The sequence below is a fragment of the Geobacter hydrogenophilus genome (assembly GCF_018501225.1).
Classification (GTDB): Bacteria; Desulfobacterota; Desulfuromonadia; order Geobacterales; family Geobacteraceae; genus Geobacter; species Geobacter hydrogenophilus.
In genome coordinates this window covers 82,471-98,565 of record NZ_JAHCZI010000009.1, presented here as the reverse complement: position 1 = coordinate 98,565, position 16,095 = coordinate 82,471, and the positions used below count along the sequence as shown (strand labels likewise).

The following is a 16,095-nucleotide window of genomic DNA, read 5'->3' as shown; positions in this document are numbered from 1 at the left end:
ACGAAAACGCAAACCTTCAACCCGAAACGTCGAAAGAAAATAATATTCGGCGCGCAACGGCTCAGAAATGCCGTTTGCGCTCCGAAGACGAGCCTATTCTCAGCATCTCACGGTACTTGGTGACCGTGCGCCGTGCGATGTTGATGCTGTGAGCCGACAGAAGATCGGCAATGCGCTGGTCGCTGTAAGGCTTGCGGGGGTCTTCAGCCTCGACGATTTCCTTGATCTTGTTCTTGACACTCTCAGAGGCGATGAAATCACCCTCTCCCGTAGAAATGCCACTGTTGAAGAAATACTTCATCTCGAAGAGCCCCTGGGGGGTCTGCATGTACTTGTTGGTGGTGACGCGACTAATGGTCGACTCGTGCATGCCGATGTCCTCGGCAACATCGCGGAGTACAAGGGGTCGGAGATATTCAATACCCTTGTCGAGGAAGTCACGCTGAAACTTGGCGATGCTCTTTGCCACCTTGTAAATGGTCCGCTGGCGCTGGTGAATGCTCTTAATGAGCCACATGGCCGAACGGACCTTGTCGTTGATATATTCCTCGGCCTTGGCATCCACCTGACCGCTCGCCTTTGCCTCTCCCGCGTAGTAGGGGCTGATCCGGAGGTTGGGAAGTCCCTCGTCGTTCAGCACCACCACATAGTCCTCTCCGATCTTGTACACAAAAATGTCGGCAGAGATGTAATGAACATCCTCGGAGCCATAGATCCGCCCTGGCTTGGGATCGAACCCGGCAATGAGCCGCGCCCCCATGAGGACATCGTTGATGTCGACCCCGAGAGCCTTGGCAATCTGCTTGTATTTGCGGGCTTCAAGATCGTGAAGGTGGTGACGCAGGATCCCCTCCACGACGCTTCCCCCCATGCCAAGCTGTTCCACCTGAATAAGGAGGCACTCCCTAAGGTCCCGCGCACCAACCCCCATGGGGTCGAATTCCTGAATCTTTTTGAGGCATGTCTCGACAAGGGCTTCGTCAACGCCCTGAGACCGCGCAATTTCCTCCACTGTGGCACGGAAATAGCCGTCTTCATCGATATTGCCTATAATCTCGGCACCCACCGCCGTCTCCACGTCGGAAAACCGGGTGAGGCTCAACTGCCACATGAGGTGGTCACCGAGAGTGCCCTTGCGGGTAAGAACATTTTCGTAGGAGGGGCGATCTTCGTCGTCGTAATACTGCTCGCCCGCGCTGAAATTATAACCTTCTAGATAGCTGTCCCAGTCGGTTTCGCGCAGGGTCTCCTCTCCCGCTTTCACCTCCTGGAACTCCTTGTCCTCACCGGAAGGTGTCTCTTCCTTTTCGGACTGCTCCAACTGATCCTGCTCTTTGGGTTCTTCAAGCTCGAGGGTTTCCTCAAGGACCGGATTCTCCTCCATCTCCTGACGGACAAGGTCCTGAAGCTCAAGCCGTGAGAGTTGAAGAAGCTTGATGGCCTGTTGCAACTGGGGAGTCATCACCAGTTGCTGGGTCAGCTTCATCTGTTGACGCATTTCAATGGCCATAACTGGAACACCCTAGAAACAGTTTCATGCTGCAGGATCAGAAACGCCCGCCCCGTGACGCCTGAGGCATAGCTCACCATGGATACCGTAAAGATTAAAGTCTGAATTTTTCTCCCAGATAAATCTCCCGGGCCTGCTTGCTTCCGGCAATCTTGACCGGATCGCCATACTCTATCACTTCGCCGGCACTCATGATGTAGGCGTTATCGCATACACCAAGGGTCTCTCTCACGTTGTGATCAGAGATCAGTATCCCTATTCCCCGCGCCTTCAGTTCAGTGATGATCCCCTGAATATCAATCACCGCAATGGGATCGATGCCGGCAAAAGGTTCGTCGAGAAGAATAAAAAGGGGATCCGTGGCCAGTGCCCGTGCTATCTCGACCCGCCGACGCTCCCCACCGGAGAGGGCGTATCCCTTGCTTTTTGCTATATGACCAATCTTAAACTCGCCGATAAGCTCCGCGGCTCGCTCACGCCGTTCAGATGTTGAGAGATCCATGGTCTCCAGCACGGCCAGTATGTTTTCTTCCACCGTAAGCTTACGGAAAACTGATGGTTCTTGAGGGAGATAGCTGATCCCCATGCGCGCACGCTGATACATGGGGAGAGCGGTAATCTCTTCGTCGCCGATAAAGACCTGCCCCCCATCCGGTCGGCAGAGTCCCACAACCATGTAAAACGTGGTGGTCTTTCCAGCGCCGTTCGGTCCCAGCAGCCCCACCACCTCGCCGGTGGCAACCCGCAGGTCAACCCCATTCACGACGACACGCTTGCCGAATCCCTTCCGGAGGCCATGCGCCTGCAAAACCATATCAGCGCTGTTGGCCGCCATCCTTCCCCTTTTCCTTTGGCGTAATGACCGCCTCCACCCTTGTGTCCGGACCGCCCGTGACAATGCTTTTCTCTTCGTTCACAAAGTAGGTGATGACTTTGCCGGACACCGTATTCTCACCTTGAAAAACCTTGGGGTCGCCGGTAAGAACGATCTTCTGCTCGGCACTCTGGTAGACCCCTTCACGAGCCGTGGCGAGGCGGTCTCCCTGGACGATCCGTACGTTGCCCGATGCCTCGACCCTGTCGAGATCGCCACCATCAGCCTTGTAGTGGACAACCAACTTATCTGCGTAGATGGTAAGATCACCTTGGCGAGCGATGACTTTGCCGGTGAACGTTGCCGTATTATTCCTGCTGTCCGTGGACAACTCATTGGATTTAATGGTGATGGGTTGGCCCTGCCGCGCCCCCTTCGGGAGTTGTGCGGAATGCGCGGTCCCCAGTGAAACCACGAGGAAAAGCAGCGCCGTGAGCATTCGTTTCATATTATCCCTTTTTCCCCGGCGCGACAGTCGCGGTTACGTCTCTCAAAATCCTCACTTGACGCGTCTTGACGGACAGTTCCATTCCCACGCCTGAGACGCTCATCCCACCATCGGTAAACCTGACCCTGTCATCGGTCACCACGAGAGAGCGTTTCGACTGGTAGGATGCCCGCCCAGTGACAAACTCCATGCCGCCCTCACTTTTCGCCACGACATTGCCGGTCAGCACAACAACTTTCGAGGCGTTAAAGTAATCGGCCCGATCAGAGACAAGAGTGATTTCACCTTCCTTGCCTCTCTCATGGAGCACCAGACGCACATCTGTCAACCTCGTAACATCCCGCGCCTTGTCGTATTCACCCTTGCCTGCAAAGAGATCCCACTGCCTGACACCATCCTTGGTTTCAGTGTAATGAATCTTGCTGAGGGATATCTCCACATTGCGAGGAAGGGCTGGCAGACCCTCCTCTTTTTTGCCGCCCGACCCAAGCTTCAACGCCAGAGAGACGGCAATATAGAGAGTAGCAAGAACAATGGCAGAGGCAAGAATATGCCTGATTTTATTGGGTTTTACCATATATTTTGCCGAAGTATACCATCTCGCCCAATCACTGTAAAGGAGATTCTAGATGTCAAGAAGAAATTTGGCACGGAGATTGTAAGATTGCATTACTCTCGCCACAAACTGAGTAAATACCGTTATGTTATGGGGTAAATGGCCCAAAGACGTCCCACAACTCTCTCTTCCTGAGTCGAACATAATCATCATCTGGATATACAGACCTTATCGGGAAAAGTGCTATTCGCCTTGACAGAAATTTACAGAAACCTTGCGTATGGGCTGATGTAAATTTCGTAGGCAACAAGTTTGGGGCGTAACCAACGGGAGGGAGTTGAAGGGTAGAATGAACCTTAGGCGAGCAAACTGAAAATCAACTAAAATAACGGGCCGTTATTTCATCCCATTTCTCCTGCCCCCTGAGCAGCAGATCACAGATTTCGCGAACAGCCCCCCAGCCACCGCGATTGCGGGTGGTGAAATGGACATGAGGAAAAACATCATCCACAGCATCGGCCGGAGCCGCTGCAAAGCCGACTCGGCGCAACACCGGGATATCGATGACATCATCTCCAATGAAGGCAACCTGATCATCGGTAAATCCGGTTTTTTCCAGAATCTCCCGGTACGGGGTTAGTTTGTCGAGGGACTTTTGGTAGACAAGAGAAATCCCCAGTTCCGCAGCCCGGTTAGACACGACCACCGACCCGCGGCCCGAAATGATTCCCACCTCAATCCCTGCCCTCTGAACCATTTTGATGCCATGACCATCCTTAACGTTGAAGAATTTACTCTCGATTCCATTGGAATCGAAGATAATCCGACCGTCGGTCATGACACCGTCCACATCAAGGAGAAGAAGCCGTATTTTTCTGAGACGCCCTTCCATCAGGCCAACCCCGCTTTAAGGAGGTCATGCAGATGGATGACCCCCATCGGTTGCGCATCGTCGTCACCCTCAAAGACAAACAGCGAGGTAATGGAGTACTGCTCCATCAGTTGAAGGGCTTTGGCAGCAAGTTCTCCGCGCCTGATCCGCTTGGGGTTGCGGCTCATGAGCTCGCCGGCCGGCAACTCCAAAACCGCAAGTCCCTTGCTGAGCGCCCGGCGGAGGTCGCCGTCGGTAATCACCCCCAGAAGCGCCCCGCCTCGGTCTACTACCCCGGTGACGCCGAGCCCCTTGGAGGTGATCACGAACAGTGCATCCCGCATGGGAGTATCGGACGTAACAATCGGCACGGCATCACCCGCGTGCATCAGATCCCCCACCGTGAGAAGGAGCTTCTTGCCGAGGGAGCCCCCGGGATGGAACAGGGCGAAATCCTCGGGACGGAATCCACGCTCGAGCAGAAGCGCCACGGCAAGGGCGTCACCCATGGCCAAGGTGGCTGTGGTGGAAGCGGTAGGCGCCAGACCCAGAGGACATGCCTCCTCCTTGACCGATATATCGAGAAATACGTCGCCGGCCTTCGCCAGTGACGACTTCGGGTTGCCGGACATGGAGATAAGGGAAGCACCGAGCCGCTTGATGATGGGCAGGATTCGCACCACCTCGTCGGTTTCGCCGCTGTTTGAGATGGCGATCACCACATCACCCTTCATGATCATCCCCAGGTCGCCGTGGATTCCCTCGGCGGGATGGAGAAAGAAGGCGGGAGTACCGGTGGAGGCCATGGTAGAGGCGATCTTCTGGCCGATAAGGCCCGATTTTCCCATGCCGGTCACCACCACCCTCCCCTTGGTTGAAAGGATGCGGCGAACGGCCTGTTCAAATTCGCCGTTGATGGAATCCGCAAGGGCCATGAGGGCGTCCGCCTCAATGCGGATGACTTTGCGTGCTTCTTCGATAATCATCTGAAATCCGTGATCGAGGACCGAGCCCAGAAACCGGTAATTTACCTACTCCAGGGCACCAGCTCCAGACTCCTATTTTACTATGGCGTCAATAGCCTTGAGTTTTTTCAGCAGAACGGGAAGGTCGTCAAGGGGGACAGAGTTGGGGCCATCGCAAAGGGCCTTGTCCGGCTCCTCGTGAACCTCCAGAAATATCCCGTCAATGCCCGTTGCCACCGCGGCACGGGAAAGATACTCCACGAACTCACGCTGTCCGCCGGACGAACCACCCTGCCCACCGGGGAGCTGAACGCTGTGGGTTGCGTCGAAAACCACCGGGAAACCGAACCGCCGCATGATGGGGAGGCTCCGCATGTCGGACACCAGGTTGTTGTAGCCGAAGGAGGCACCGCGCTCCGTGAGGATGATCCGCTCGTTGCCACTGGCAACGATCTTGCCAACCACATTCTCCATGTCCCACGGGGCAAGAAATTGACCCTTCTTCACGTTCACCACGCACCCCGTACGGGCTGCTTCAACCAGGAGATCGGTCTGGCGGCAGAGAAACGCCGGAATCTGAAGAATGTCGAGAACCTCCGCCGCAGGCTGCACCTGCTCGATGGAGTGGATGTCGGAGATGACCGGAAGGCCCAGAGACTCCTTGACCTTGGCGAGGATGCGCAGCCCCTCCTTAAGCCCCGGTCCCCGGAAGGCGGTGACCGAGGTGCGGTTCGCCTTGTCATAGGAAGCCTTGAAGATGAGCGGGATCGACAACCCGTTCACGATGGTCATAAGGCGTTCAGCGCAGCGGAGCGTCGCCGTCTCGTTTTCAATAACGCAGGGACCGGCGATGAGCACCAGGGGACGGCTGCCCCCCATCTTCACGTTGCCAATGGCGATTTCTCGGGTCATGGGAACCTCGGTACCTAGACAGATGAACTAAGCCTGTGATCTCTTGCCCCGGTGTTCTAGGGCGGCGGCAATGAACGTCCTGAAGAGCGGATGGGGATTGAGGGGTTTGGACTTGAACTCCGGATGGAACTGGCAGCCGAGGAACCAAGGGTGATCAGCCACCTCGACGATCTCGACGAGGTCCCCCTCCTTGTAGATGCCGGAAATGACGAGCCCCTTGGAAACCAGAATCTCCCGGAAGGCGTTGTTGAATTCGTAGCGGTGGCGGTGCCGCTCGGAGACGTCAAGGGAGCCATAGGCACGGTGGGCGAAGGTCCCCTTCGAGAGGGAGCAGGGATAGGCCCCAAGCCGCATGGTTCCTCCCTTACGCTCCACCCCCTTCTGCTCCTCCATAAGATGAATCACCGGATTCACGCAGTCGGGTCGGAATTCGCTGGAGAAGGCGTTGTCAAGGCCGCAGACGTTGCGGGCATACTCAACGACCGCCATCTGCATGCCGAGACAGATGCCGAAAAACGGAACCTTCCGGGTCCGGGCGTGCTCGATGGCCTTGATCTTTCCTTCGGTCCCCCGTTCTCCGAACCCGCCCGGCACGAGAATAGCGTCGACGTCGTCCAGAAGACCACCGAGACCTTCGCTCTCCAGCTTCTCGGAATCGAGATATCGGAGGAAAACGCGGCAGTCATTAGCAATCCCGCCGTGGGTCAGGGCCTCGGCAAGGGACTTGTACGATTCGGTGAGGTTCACGTACTTGCCGACGATGGCAATGTGAACCTCTCCTTTGAGCGGGTTGCGGAGTTTCTCCACCACGCTCTCCCAAGGAGCCAGATCAGGGGCCTTGGTCCAGATATTAAGCTTATCAACAACCTGGTCGTCGAGCCCCTGCTTGTGCAGAGCGAGGGGGACTGCGTAGATGTGCTCGGCATCGGCGGAGGTGATGACCCCCTTTTCCTCCACGTTACAGAATAGGGCAATCTTCGCCTTCATGTCGTGGGGCAGGTCCTTCTCGCAGCGGCAAATGAGAATATCGGGCTGGATGCCGATTTCCCTCAACTCCTTGACTGAGTGTTGGGTCGGCTTGGTCTTCAACTCGCCGGCGGTCTTGATGTAGGGAACGAGCGTCACGTGGAGATAGAGAACGTTGCCAGCGCCACGGTCGGCCTTGAACTGGCGGATAGCCTCAAGGAATGGCAGCGACTCGATGTCCCCCACAGTGCCCCCAACCTCAACGATGGCTACATCGGCACCCTTGGCATTCTCGAGAATCTTATGTTTGATCTCATCGGTGATGTGGGGGATTACCTGGACGGTCCCTCCCAGATAGTCGCCGCGACGCTCCTTCTCGATGACCGAAAAGTAGACCTGGCCCGTGGTGAAGTTGCTCCGTTTGGAAAGCCGGGCCGACGTATAGCGCTCGTAGTGGCCGAGGTCCAGGTCAGTTTCGGCGCCATCATCGGTAACGAAAACCTCACCATGCTGGAAGGGGGACATAGTACCGGGATCGACGTTAATGTAGGGATCGAGCTTCTGCATGGAAACCCGCAGGCCCCGGGCCTCCAGGAGAGCGCCGAGGGATGCCGAGGCAAGCCCCTTGCCTATGGAGGAAACAACTCCACCGGTCACAAAGATAAACTTGGTTTTCATGAATGCTCCTAAAACAAGCCAATGGTAAGGGACATCGGAGGGATTACCTGCTTGAAGCCGTCCCCTCGTGCCCACGAACCTTCAGATTTGGAATCTCGACAACTTTTCGACGACCTTATCCAGATCGCTCGGCGTATCGACACCGATCGACTCGAAGGACGTTTCCACCACCCTTATGCGGAAACCGTTCTCCAAAACCCTCAACTGCTCCAGCTTCTCCGCAAGCTCAAGGGGAGTGGGCGCCATCCGGGCGAACGCCAGGAGGAAGTCGCGTCGATAGACATAGAGCCCCACGTGTTTGTAACACAAAAGCCGTCCCGTGACGAACGCCTCGTCCTTCAGGTCGTTCCACTTGTCGCGGAAGTTGGGGAGCGGCGAACGGGAGAAGTACAGGGCATCTCCCTCGCGATCGGTTACAACCTTAACCACATTGGGACTCAGGAAATCGTGCAGCGACTTGATACGGCTCTTGAGGGTCCCCATCCGGATCGATGCGTCGGTAACCAGAGGCGTAATTGCCTCATCGATCATGGCAGGCTCGATAAGGGGTTCATCACCCTGTACGTTCACAATGATATCTGCATCGATGCGAGCGGCAACCTCGGCAAGACGGTCGGTACCTGTTTCGTGGGTCGCGGAAGTCATTTCCACCCGGCCTCCGAAGGCACGAACGGCTTCGGCAACCCGCTCGTCATCGGTGGCGACAATAACCTCGGATACTAGACCGGCCTTGGCTGTCCGCTCGTAGACATGCTGAACCATTGGCTTGCCAATGATCTCGGCGAGAGCCTTGCCGGGAAAACGGGTCGAGGCGTATCTGGCTGGAATAATGGCTGTTATTTTCATAACAAAAGTTCCGGCTCCACCCCACACAAAACACGACGGCACGCATAAACGCCACGCATCGATGATGCCCGGCACTGAGCGCTGAATAAGACAACCGACAATAGTCCTGATGGGGGCAAAAGATTTGCTGCTGCTAGGATTGTGTCCCTTCGGCAGGTGGGACGGATAACGCTACCTCAAAGGCTGTAACGTGTCAAGGGATGAAATGCGTTGCCGCACGGGGTTCCCTTTGGTACAGTGCCGCCCATGGGTACTATCGGACTTATTGCGGCAATGCCCGACGAGATACGGCCTTTCCTCCGACTGGCGAGACCTGCGACACGCTTGCACGGCGGGAGATTCCCCATGTGGCGGTTGCGGGTCGGCAATGATGACATCTTTCTTGTGGAATCAGGGATGGGGATCGACAGGGCGGCAGCGGCAACCGATGCACTCGTGGCTGCAGCCTCGCCAGTCGCCATCCTATCCTTTGGTTTTGGTGGTGCCGCCTTGCCCGGCCTCAAGGTGGGAGACCTGGCGGTGGGCATGACAAGCTGGTTTGCCGGTACGGGGGAGATTGTCCTCCGCAGGGGAATCGACCGGGAACTGGCCGAAAAACTGGCCGAGGAGCTCGACAGGATATGCGACGGGGTCACCAGGGGCGAAATTATCACATCCGCCCGGATTCTCAAGAAGGGCGATCTGGCTCATTCACTCCCGAACGGAATATCCTCGCCGATTCTCGACATGGAAACGGCCGCGGTGGCCGAGGCCGCCCACCGTCACGGGATATCAATCGTGGCCCTTCGCGCCATCAGCGACGACGCTGAAGAAGAGCTTTCCTTCTCCCTTGACGAATTCACCGACGATGACATGGCAATCCGCCCCCTGAAAGTCCTGGCGACTATCGCCCGAAAGCCCTGGATCATCCCCCAGCTTCTGAGGCTTGCCCGCAACTCCCGCATCGCCGGCAAACGGCTCGCCCACGGGGTTCTGGCAACCGCAGAGTTTCTTGCCCGCAGATAAGGGTTGGGGCAGTCCCTCCGTCTATCCCTTGCGGGTTGATGCTACGGACCAGGGGAAGTCCCTCAGATGTTCCGCCAGCTCCTCCTTACGGTATCGGTTAGTGCGGCGGATAATGGTCACTGCCGATATTGCCATGGCGGGGATGACGATGAAAAGGCCGGTCAGCGCCATGAGGCGCTCGCCGATCCAGAGGGTCACACTGAGATTGAAGACAAGGACCGAGACATAAAGGATCGGCCCGTAGAGGGCGCGCAAGGGCGGATTCGCCACCCCTGCCGGTCGGTCGCTGCGACTGCTGCCGCCCCAAGCGTCGATTCGCTGCAGCGCAAAGACGAGCATGAAACTCACGATCCACCAGCCGAGATAGTTGGAAAGGGGGACCCCGAAGTGGGCTCCCACCTCCCGGTAGCCGTAAATTTGCCCCAGAAACCAACGGCTCCCCTGGAGCGCCACCGGATCGATAATGATGTCGAGAAAGACCTGGAAAAGGGAGCCCAGGAAGAGAACGGCAAAGGAGTTGCGTAGGGAGCGGGTCTCCAGCGTCACCAGGTCCCAGCGCCACGTTTTGATGGGCGCAACGACAAAGATGGCCGTGGCATAGCTGCAGTAGGTGAGAAAGACATAGGAGAGTGAATCGAAAAAGGGTACCCCCGCTATCCAGAGTTCCCGGTCGCGGGTCACGTCGATGTAGTAGTACCACCCGTAGGGAATGCCGGTAGTTATGGAACTATACTCGGAAAGAAATGCGATGAGGTACCCCACAACCGTGAAGAGAGCTATCTTACGCCACCCCAGATGGGGAACGGCTGCCACCAGGTAGGCGGCGAAAAACGCGAATACATAGGGGCGCATCGTAACGGTTCCAACGGCAATCCTTAAGATATCCTCCATTCATCCCTCCTGACAAACGAAACGCGGAAGCCGCTTCATGCGACCCCGCGTCCCCGTGAACTTCACGATTTTTCCGCTACGCTTTATTCGCGCTAGAACAACGTCCCCACCATGCTTCCGATGACTGAAATGGGGCCCGTGTCGGACAGCCCCTCGGTCGCCTTGTCCAGCTTCTTCATGGCTGTCGTGGTGTCGCGGTACAGGGTATCGTCATTCACGAGCTTGCCGAGAGTGCCTTGCCCATTATTGATTTTTTTGGCGACCTCTCCGACGTTCTTTGAGGCGTCCCGGAGCTCATTGTAGAGGCTCTCATCGTTCACAAGCTTGCCGACACTCCCCTCCCCCCGGTTGATCTTGGCGGCTATCTCCTTGATGTCCTTGGCACCATCATTCAGGTTCGCCACAGCCCCCTTGGCATCCCGATAAAAGGCATCGTCGTTGACGAACTTGCCGAGGCTCCCTTCCCCCTTCTCGATCTTTGCAGTGACATTCTTCATGCTCGCCGCCAACTCGTTGGTATTACGGTAGAGGGACTTGTCGTTCAGGAGCAGCGCCAGCGACCCCTGCCCCCGGTCCATCTTTGCGGTGATGCTGTTCATGTTCTCGATGGCACCCCGCAGGTTACCCCGGTTCTCGTCAAGCATCGTGGAAACTTTTTGAAACACTTCCTTCTGATTGACGGTCAGGTCGTTGATCAGGACTTTTGCGTCCTTGGTGAGGTCGCTCACGTTATCCACGATGACATCAATATTGGAAATCTCGCGGCTCTTGACTGCACTGCCCGGCGGCAGAACCGGCGCGTCCGGCGAGCCGAAGGAAAGGCCGAGAAACTGTCCACCGAGGAGGTTGGTGAGCCGGATAGCGGCCACTGAATCAGCTTTGATGGCAGTCCCGGGCTTCACTTCGAAATTCACCTCGACCCGACTGTCGGCAATGGCGATCTTTGTGATCTTTCCGACCTCCACTCCTGCCAACCGGACCGGATCGCCCAATTTGAGACCTGTGGTGCTTGAAAGGTAGGTTTTGTACGGAATGGCCTTTTGAAAGGGATTCCATTTCTCCCCAAGCTCCAGCATTACCCCCAGGAGCACAAGTCCGGCTATAAAGAAAAATCCGACCTTTTTTTCAATTGACATAATACCCCGCGCCCCCTCCGCACCGGCCTGGGCGGCCGCATTGCACACCATTCTCGCACATCGTGTAATTCCCCGATTGAAATCGATTGCTTAGAGCAGAATCCTTGTCAGAAAATAGTCAGCCACCAGAATCAGCATAAATGAGAGAACCACAGCCCTGGTGGTGGACTGGGCTATTCCCCGGGCCCCTCCGGTAGTCTTGAAACCGGTGTAACACGACACCACCCCGATGATGCAGCCAAACACCGTGGCCTTGAGAAGCCCGGCACCAACCTCCTTCAACTTGAGCGCCGTATTGAGGCTGTCGTAATAGGTTGAATAGGAAATGAAAATCTTCGGATGCAGGTGACTCAGGAGCGCCCCCCCCAGAATCCCCACGAAATCGGCGTAAATGACCAGCGCCGGAACACAGATGAGACAGGCGATGAGCCGTGGCATGGCAAGGTAGCGCACGGGGTTGATATCGAGGGTCTTGAGTGCGTCGATTTCCTCATAGACCTTCATGACCCCGATCTCGGCCGCCATGGCTGATCCGGCCCGCCCGGCCACGAGGAAGCTCGTCATGACCGGCCCCAGTTCCCGAACCATGGAGAGTCCCACAATGCCGCCGATGATGTTCTGGGTACCGTACTTCTGAAGCTCGGCCCCGGTCTGGAGCGCCAGGACCATCCCCACGAAGAATGCCATGACTGAAGCCATCGGCAGCGTTTCGTAACCGATGATCGACATCTGGGTAAAGATGCTCAGGATGTTGCGCGGCGCCTCACGAAAAAACCAGACGGTCTGGCAGAGGAGCATGACCATCTCTCCCACGATTTCGTTAAACGCAATCACCCGTTTCCCTACGCGCTCGAACACGCCTGTCACGGTTCAAGCCTCGCACTGTTCGTCATAGTGCTCTCCTGTCCAGCCGCAGCCTTTCCACTTGCATCCCAGGTTATGCCGAAGGGAAGCCAGAAGAGGCTCAGGGTCTTCACCCCTTGATGTTGTCGTAACCGAATGAGTCCCTTCAGCACGGAGACGTCGGCCCGTGCGCCTTCCGAGCGGTACGAAACGAGCGGAAACAATTCATAAGCCAGATCGTCTCCCCTCCGCTCGTGCCAGTAAAGGTTCCAGAGAAACGATACGGTGGAATCACCGGAATCGCTCCACCTCTGGATATAGACCCGCCAGAGGGGAGCCCAGCTCTGCTCGATCCCTTCCTGAGGCAAAATGGGCTCCATAAGTGCCGGAAAGCTGAACTGCTTCACCCCATGAGTATCACGATTGAAGACAAAGAGGGGCCAGAATGTTGTCCGCCGCCGTTCTGCGTGGTCCACGGGCCATTGCTCCCGCAAGTCCGAATACAGGAAAAAAAGAATACGGTCGCGATCTCGGCAATAGGTGTCCGACGCAAGCTCGTCGTGCCGATAGAGGGGCCAGAGATACCACCGTTTGAGGGTTTCCTTGCTCCGTTCCTCGGCGTAGAAGGGAAGATAGCGCTTTACGTCCCGCTTTTCGCCCGTGGCAGTCATGACCAGGGGCCAAAGGTAACGTCGTTCCTCCTGCTTCGCCTCCCGGTCGCTGGTCCATCCCATAAAAGGCCAGAGATAGGTGCGGGAAGAGAGCCGGGGGGACTCGGTAGCCGAATAAAGAGGGAAAACGGTGAGCCGCTCCGTTGGGTTGTCCGTGTCGAGCCCCTTCCGCTCTTGAAAGTAGAAGGGCCAGAGGACGAAGCGACGCTCGTAGCTCCCCTCCTTGGCGGCGCTGCCGTATAGGGGCCAGAACTGGAATCCGCTCTCCCCCACCCCTGAGGTGGTCGAGAAAAACGGATAGAGGTAGTTTCGCGTCGTGGTCCCCTTCTTGACCGTGCGACTGTATAGCGGGAAGAGGGTGTAGTGGATCTCGTCCCGCCATAATCGCTCATAAAGCGTTCCGTAAAACGGAAATACCGAGGTATACGGCCCATAGGTTTCCGATTTGCCGCGAATATAGAACGGAAAGAGCATGGAATCGCTCTTCACCTTGTCCGGCTCATCCTTGCGAAACGTATTAACCTGGAAGAGCTGCAACACCTGAAAGGTCGACACGTCCGGAGCTTCCCGCGACGAGGCGAGCGGATAGAGATAGCTCGTTGTTGCGCTCTGCTCCCGTTCATCGACGGTGCGGTAGACAAAGGGACGGACCGCAGTTGTTCTTTCTTCCCCCTGCTGCTGGACCTTGATCAAGGGACCCAGAATCGAAAGATTACTGAAGCCGTTGCCGGGACTCTCCCGATAGTCGAAGAACGGCCAGAGGGTCACTATCGTTCCCTGCTCCGCCTCACCCCCTGCCGACGCGTCGGGGGGCGCAGCCAGGAGCGTCGCGAGAACACAGAAGATAAACAGGATGCGAAGACGCATGGAGGGGAATTCCACCGTGTCAAAAAAATGTACAGACTGATTACATACTCTCATGAACCGGGGTGAGTCAACAAAAAATCCCCCCTTGCGCCCGTTCATAGAGAAAGAGGCCCACGTATGACGCAGGCCTCTCGGAAATGTTCACGGGGGTAGATCTATTGCTCAGTATTTCTGGTCGGCATAGTCGACCCACCCGCCTGCGAGGACGAGCGCCTTGTCGAAAGGTGAAACATCGAAGGTAATTATCTCCTTCCTTCCTCCTCCCGAAATGGTCAGGGTCTGCTTTTCAACATCGATGCCGATGGCGGTGTCAGGGCAGTTGTCAAAGGAAAAGAGGAGATCGATCTTCTCCTTCGGCAACTCGATGGCTGCCATGCCGCAGTTGAACATGTTCTGTCGGAAAATCCGGGCAAAGGACTCCGCGATAACGGCGGTGATGCCGTTGACCTCGAAAACCCAGGGTGCATGCTCCCGGGAGGAGCCACACCCAAAGTTTGCCCGGGACACGATGACCCGTGCGGACCTGGTCTTCTCACCCTTCGGATCGAAACCCGGCAGCTTCAAGTCCTCAAGAATATAGGGTTTCAGATCTTCCTTCGTGATTTCGGTCAGGTACTTGGCCGGGATGATCTCATCGGTATTGATATCGGCGCGGTCGAGATAGAGTACGGGGCCGCCAAATTGTTTCATGGTGCATTCTCCTTGAAAAAGTCGGTCATGGGTGGCCAGCATCCACAAGGGCTACTGTCTCATCCATTAGCGGGATTACAGGTACTTCCTGGGATCGGCGATCGCCCCTTCGATGGCCGTTGCGGCGCTCGTGGCCGGGGACATGAGGTGGACCATCCCCCCCTTCCCCATCCGCCCCATGAAGTTGCGGTTCGTGGTGGATGCACAGACCTCCCCTTCAGCCAGGACGCCGTTGCTCATGCCGAGGCAGGCGCCGCAGGTGGGATTCGTGACGCAGAAACCCGCCTCCATGAAAATGTCGATAAGTCCCTCGGCCATGGCGTCCTTGTAAATCTTCGGCGTGGCTGGGGAGAGAATCCCCCGTACCGACGGGGCGATCTTTTTCCCTTTGAGAATCCGGGCAGCAATCCGCAGATCTTCAAGGCGACCGTTAGTGCAGGAACCCAGATAGACTTGATCAACGGGAGAACCGGCAATTTCGCTGATCGGCTTCACCTGATCGGGCTTGTAGCCGAAGGTAACGATCGGTTCAAGTGCCGAAACGTCAAAATCAAGCACCCGCTCGTAGACGGCATCGTCGTCGGAGCGCCATATGCTGAACTCGGCGAGGGCAGCCTCTTTGGACGGGTACTCGTTCTCAATGAACGGCCAGAGGTATTCCACCGTCACCATGTCGGGCATGCAGATGCCGGAGGTGCCTCCCGCCTCGATGGCCATGTTGCAGAGGGTCATCCGCGACTCCATGGTCATGGCGTCCACCACCGGTCCCCGGAACTCCATGACCCGGTCGGTGGCGCCGTTAACGCCGAGTTGGCCGATGACGTAGAGGATGACATCCTTTGCATAAACGCCCTTGGGAAGGGTGCCGTTCAGGTTGATCCGAATGCTCTTGGGCTCACGGAAAGCGCAGACCCCTTTGAGAATACCGACCTCCAGGTCGGTAGTGCCGACACCGGCGGCAAAGGCACCGAAGGCGCCATGGGTGCAGGTATGGGAATCACCCATGATGACCGTGTAACCGGGGCGGATGTACCCCTTCTCCGGGAAAAGTGCGTGACACACGCCGTTGTGCCCCACATCAAAGAAGTCCTGGATGGCGTGCCGCCGTGCCCAGTCGCGCAGCATTTTCGCCTGGGTGGCGGTCTTCGAGTCCTTGCTCGGCGTGACGTGGTCAATCACCGCCTTGATCTTCGTGGGGTCAAAAACCCGGTCTTTACCCCGCGCCATCAGGTCGGCAATGGCTATGGGAGTGGTAATTTCGTGGCACATCACCACGTCGAGCCGGAGCACCTTGGTGCCGGAAAACGGCTCATCGACCAAGTGACTTGCAAAAATCTTTTCCGCTGTGGTCTTACCCATGTGAACT

General features: G+C 56.7%; 16 protein-coding genes. 1 reads left to right on the top strand and 15 read right to left on the bottom strand.

What is annotated here, in order from left to right:
* Window positions 1-61 precede the first annotated feature (61 nt).
* The 9 genes from rpoN to kdsB form a co-directional block, all read right to left on the bottom strand.
* Window positions 62-1,510, bottom strand: a complete 1,449-nt coding sequence (gene rpoN, locus KI811_RS13800) for an RNA polymerase factor sigma-54 (RefSeq protein ID WP_214187060.1) — start codon at window positions 1,508-1,510, stop codon at window positions 62-64.
* 94 nt (window positions 1,511-1,604) lie between these two features.
* A complete protein-coding gene (lptB, locus tag KI811_RS13795; RefSeq protein ID WP_214187059.1) occupies window positions 1,605-2,345 on the bottom strand; it encodes an LPS export ABC transporter ATP-binding protein in 741 nt (246 codons plus the stop codon).
* On the bottom strand, window positions 2,326-2,832 hold the full coding sequence (gene lptA / locus KI811_RS13790; protein WP_214187058.1) for a lipopolysaccharide transport periplasmic protein LptA: 507 nt from the start codon (window positions 2,830-2,832) through the stop codon (window positions 2,326-2,328). Before lptA ends, lptB begins: the two co-directional genes overlap by 20 nt.
* A 1-nt stretch (window position 2,833) precedes the next feature.
* On the bottom strand, window positions 2,834-3,409 hold the full coding sequence (lptC, locus tag KI811_RS13785; protein WP_214187057.1) for an LPS export ABC transporter periplasmic protein LptC: 576 nt from the start codon (window positions 3,407-3,409) through the stop codon (window positions 2,834-2,836).
* 355 nt (window positions 3,410-3,764) lie between these two features.
* Entirely contained in the window at window positions 3,765-4,280 is a 516-nt protein-coding gene (locus tag KI811_RS13780; RefSeq protein WP_214187056.1) for a KdsC family phosphatase, read from the bottom strand.
* Window positions 4,280-5,245, bottom strand: coding sequence for a KpsF/GutQ family sugar-phosphate isomerase (locus tag KI811_RS13775; protein ID WP_214187055.1), 966 nt, complete (start codon window positions 5,243-5,245; stop codon window positions 4,280-4,282). Before KI811_RS13775 ends, KI811_RS13780 begins: the two co-directional genes overlap by 1 nt.
* 72 nt (window positions 5,246-5,317) lie before the next feature.
* Window positions 5,318-6,136 (bottom strand): 3-deoxy-8-phosphooctulonate synthase, encoded by an 819-nt coding sequence (gene kdsA, locus KI811_RS13770; protein WP_214187054.1) that lies wholly within the window; start codon window positions 6,134-6,136, stop codon window positions 5,318-5,320.
* A 27-nt stretch (window positions 6,137-6,163) separates the two neighbouring features.
* Window positions 6,164-7,780, bottom strand: a complete 1,617-nt coding sequence (gene pyrG, locus KI811_RS13765; protein ID WP_214187053.1) for a CTP synthase — start codon at window positions 7,778-7,780, stop codon at window positions 6,164-6,166.
* 81 nt (window positions 7,781-7,861) lie between these two features.
* On the bottom strand, window positions 7,862-8,626 hold the full coding sequence (gene kdsB / locus KI811_RS13760; protein ID WP_214187052.1) for a 3-deoxy-manno-octulosonate cytidylyltransferase: 765 nt from the start codon (window positions 8,624-8,626) through the stop codon (window positions 7,862-7,864).
* A 246-nt stretch (window positions 8,627-8,872) separates the two neighbouring features.
* On the opposite strand from kdsB, the gene KI811_RS13755 reads away from it, so the two are divergent.
* A complete protein-coding gene (locus tag KI811_RS13755) occupies window positions 8,873-9,631 on the top strand; it encodes a phosphorylase family protein (protein WP_214187051.1) in 759 nt (252 codons plus the stop codon).
* A gap of 21 nt (window positions 9,632-9,652) precedes the next feature.
* Here the strand turns inward: KI811_RS13755 and KI811_RS13750 are convergent, their stop codons facing one another.
* From KI811_RS13750 to KI811_RS13725, 6 genes are all read right to left on the bottom strand, one after another.
* A complete protein-coding gene (locus tag KI811_RS13750; protein ID WP_214187050.1) occupies window positions 9,653-10,522 on the bottom strand; it encodes a carotenoid biosynthesis protein in 870 nt (289 codons plus the stop codon).
* Between the two features lie 92 nt (window positions 10,523-10,614).
* On the bottom strand, window positions 10,615-11,658 hold the full coding sequence (locus KI811_RS13745) for an MlaD family protein (protein WP_214187049.1): 1,044 nt from the start codon (window positions 11,656-11,658) through the stop codon (window positions 10,615-10,617).
* Window positions 11,659-11,748: 90 nt separating this feature from the next.
* Window positions 11,749-12,525: an MlaE family ABC transporter permease gene (locus KI811_RS13740; protein WP_214187048.1), complete on the bottom strand. Its 777-nt coding sequence runs from the start codon at window positions 12,523-12,525 to the stop codon at window positions 11,749-11,751.
* On the bottom strand, window positions 12,522-14,039 hold the full coding sequence (locus KI811_RS13735) for a hypothetical protein (protein ID WP_214187047.1): 1,518 nt from the start codon (window positions 14,037-14,039) through the stop codon (window positions 12,522-12,524). Before KI811_RS13735 ends, KI811_RS13740 begins: the two co-directional genes overlap by 4 nt.
* A 162-nt stretch (window positions 14,040-14,201) precedes the next feature.
* Entirely contained in the window at window positions 14,202-14,729 is a 528-nt protein-coding gene (locus KI811_RS13730; protein WP_214187046.1) for a 3-isopropylmalate dehydratase small subunit, read from the bottom strand.
* Window positions 14,730-14,804: 75 nt separating this feature from the next.
* On the bottom strand, window positions 14,805-16,088 hold the full coding sequence (locus KI811_RS13725) for a 3-isopropylmalate dehydratase large subunit (protein WP_214187045.1): 1,284 nt from the start codon (window positions 16,086-16,088) through the stop codon (window positions 14,805-14,807).
* Window positions 16,089-16,095: the final 7 nt, after the last annotated feature.

What these genes read in the sequence shown, in the direction of transcription:
- rpoN (WP_214187060.1), bottom strand. Translation starts at nt 1,510, where the DNA reads ATGGCCATTGAAATGCGTCAACAGATGAAGCTGACCCAGCAACTGGTG.
- lptB (WP_214187059.1), bottom strand. Translation starts at nt 2,345, where the DNA reads ATGGCGGCCAACAGCGCTGATATGGTTTTGCAGGCGCATGGCCTCCGG.
- lptA (WP_214187058.1), bottom strand. Translation starts at nt 2,832, where the DNA reads ATGAAACGAATGCTCACGGCGCTGCTTTTCCTCGTGGTTTCACTGGGG.
- lptC (WP_214187057.1), bottom strand. Translation starts at nt 3,409, where the DNA reads ATGGTAAAACCCAATAAAATCAGGCATATTCTTGCCTCTGCCATTGTT.
- KI811_RS13780 (WP_214187056.1), bottom strand. Translation starts at nt 4,280, where the DNA reads ATGGAAGGGCGTCTCAGAAAAATACGGCTTCTTCTCCTTGATGTGGAC.
- KI811_RS13775 (WP_214187055.1), bottom strand. Translation starts at nt 5,245, where the DNA reads ATGATTATCGAAGAAGCACGCAAAGTCATCCGCATTGAGGCGGACGCC.
- kdsA (WP_214187054.1), bottom strand. Translation starts at nt 6,136, where the DNA reads ATGACCCGAGAAATCGCCATTGGCAACGTGAAGATGGGGGGCAGCCGT.
- pyrG (WP_214187053.1), bottom strand. Translation starts at nt 7,780, where the DNA reads ATGAAAACCAAGTTTATCTTTGTGACCGGTGGAGTTGTTTCCTCCATA.
- kdsB (WP_214187052.1), bottom strand. Translation starts at nt 8,626, where the DNA reads ATGAAAATAACAGCCATTATTCCAGCCAGATACGCCTCGACCCGTTTT.
- KI811_RS13755 (WP_214187051.1), top strand. Translation starts at nt 8,873, where the DNA reads ATGGGTACTATCGGACTTATTGCGGCAATGCCCGACGAGATACGGCCT.
- KI811_RS13750 (WP_214187050.1), bottom strand. Translation starts at nt 10,522, where the DNA reads ATGGAGGATATCTTAAGGATTGCCGTTGGAACCGTTACGATGCGCCCC.
- KI811_RS13745 (WP_214187049.1), bottom strand. Translation starts at nt 11,658, where the DNA reads ATGTCAATTGAAAAAAAGGTCGGATTTTTCTTTATAGCCGGACTTGTG.
- KI811_RS13735 (WP_214187047.1), bottom strand. Translation starts at nt 14,039, where the DNA reads ATGCGTCTTCGCATCCTGTTTATCTTCTGTGTTCTCGCGACGCTCCTG.
- KI811_RS13730 (WP_214187046.1), bottom strand. Translation starts at nt 14,729, where the DNA reads ATGAAACAATTTGGCGGCCCCGTACTCTATCTCGACCGCGCCGATATC.
- KI811_RS13725 (WP_214187045.1), bottom strand. Translation starts at nt 16,088, where the DNA reads ATGGGTAAGACCACAGCGGAAAAGATTTTTGCAAGTCACTTGGTCGAT.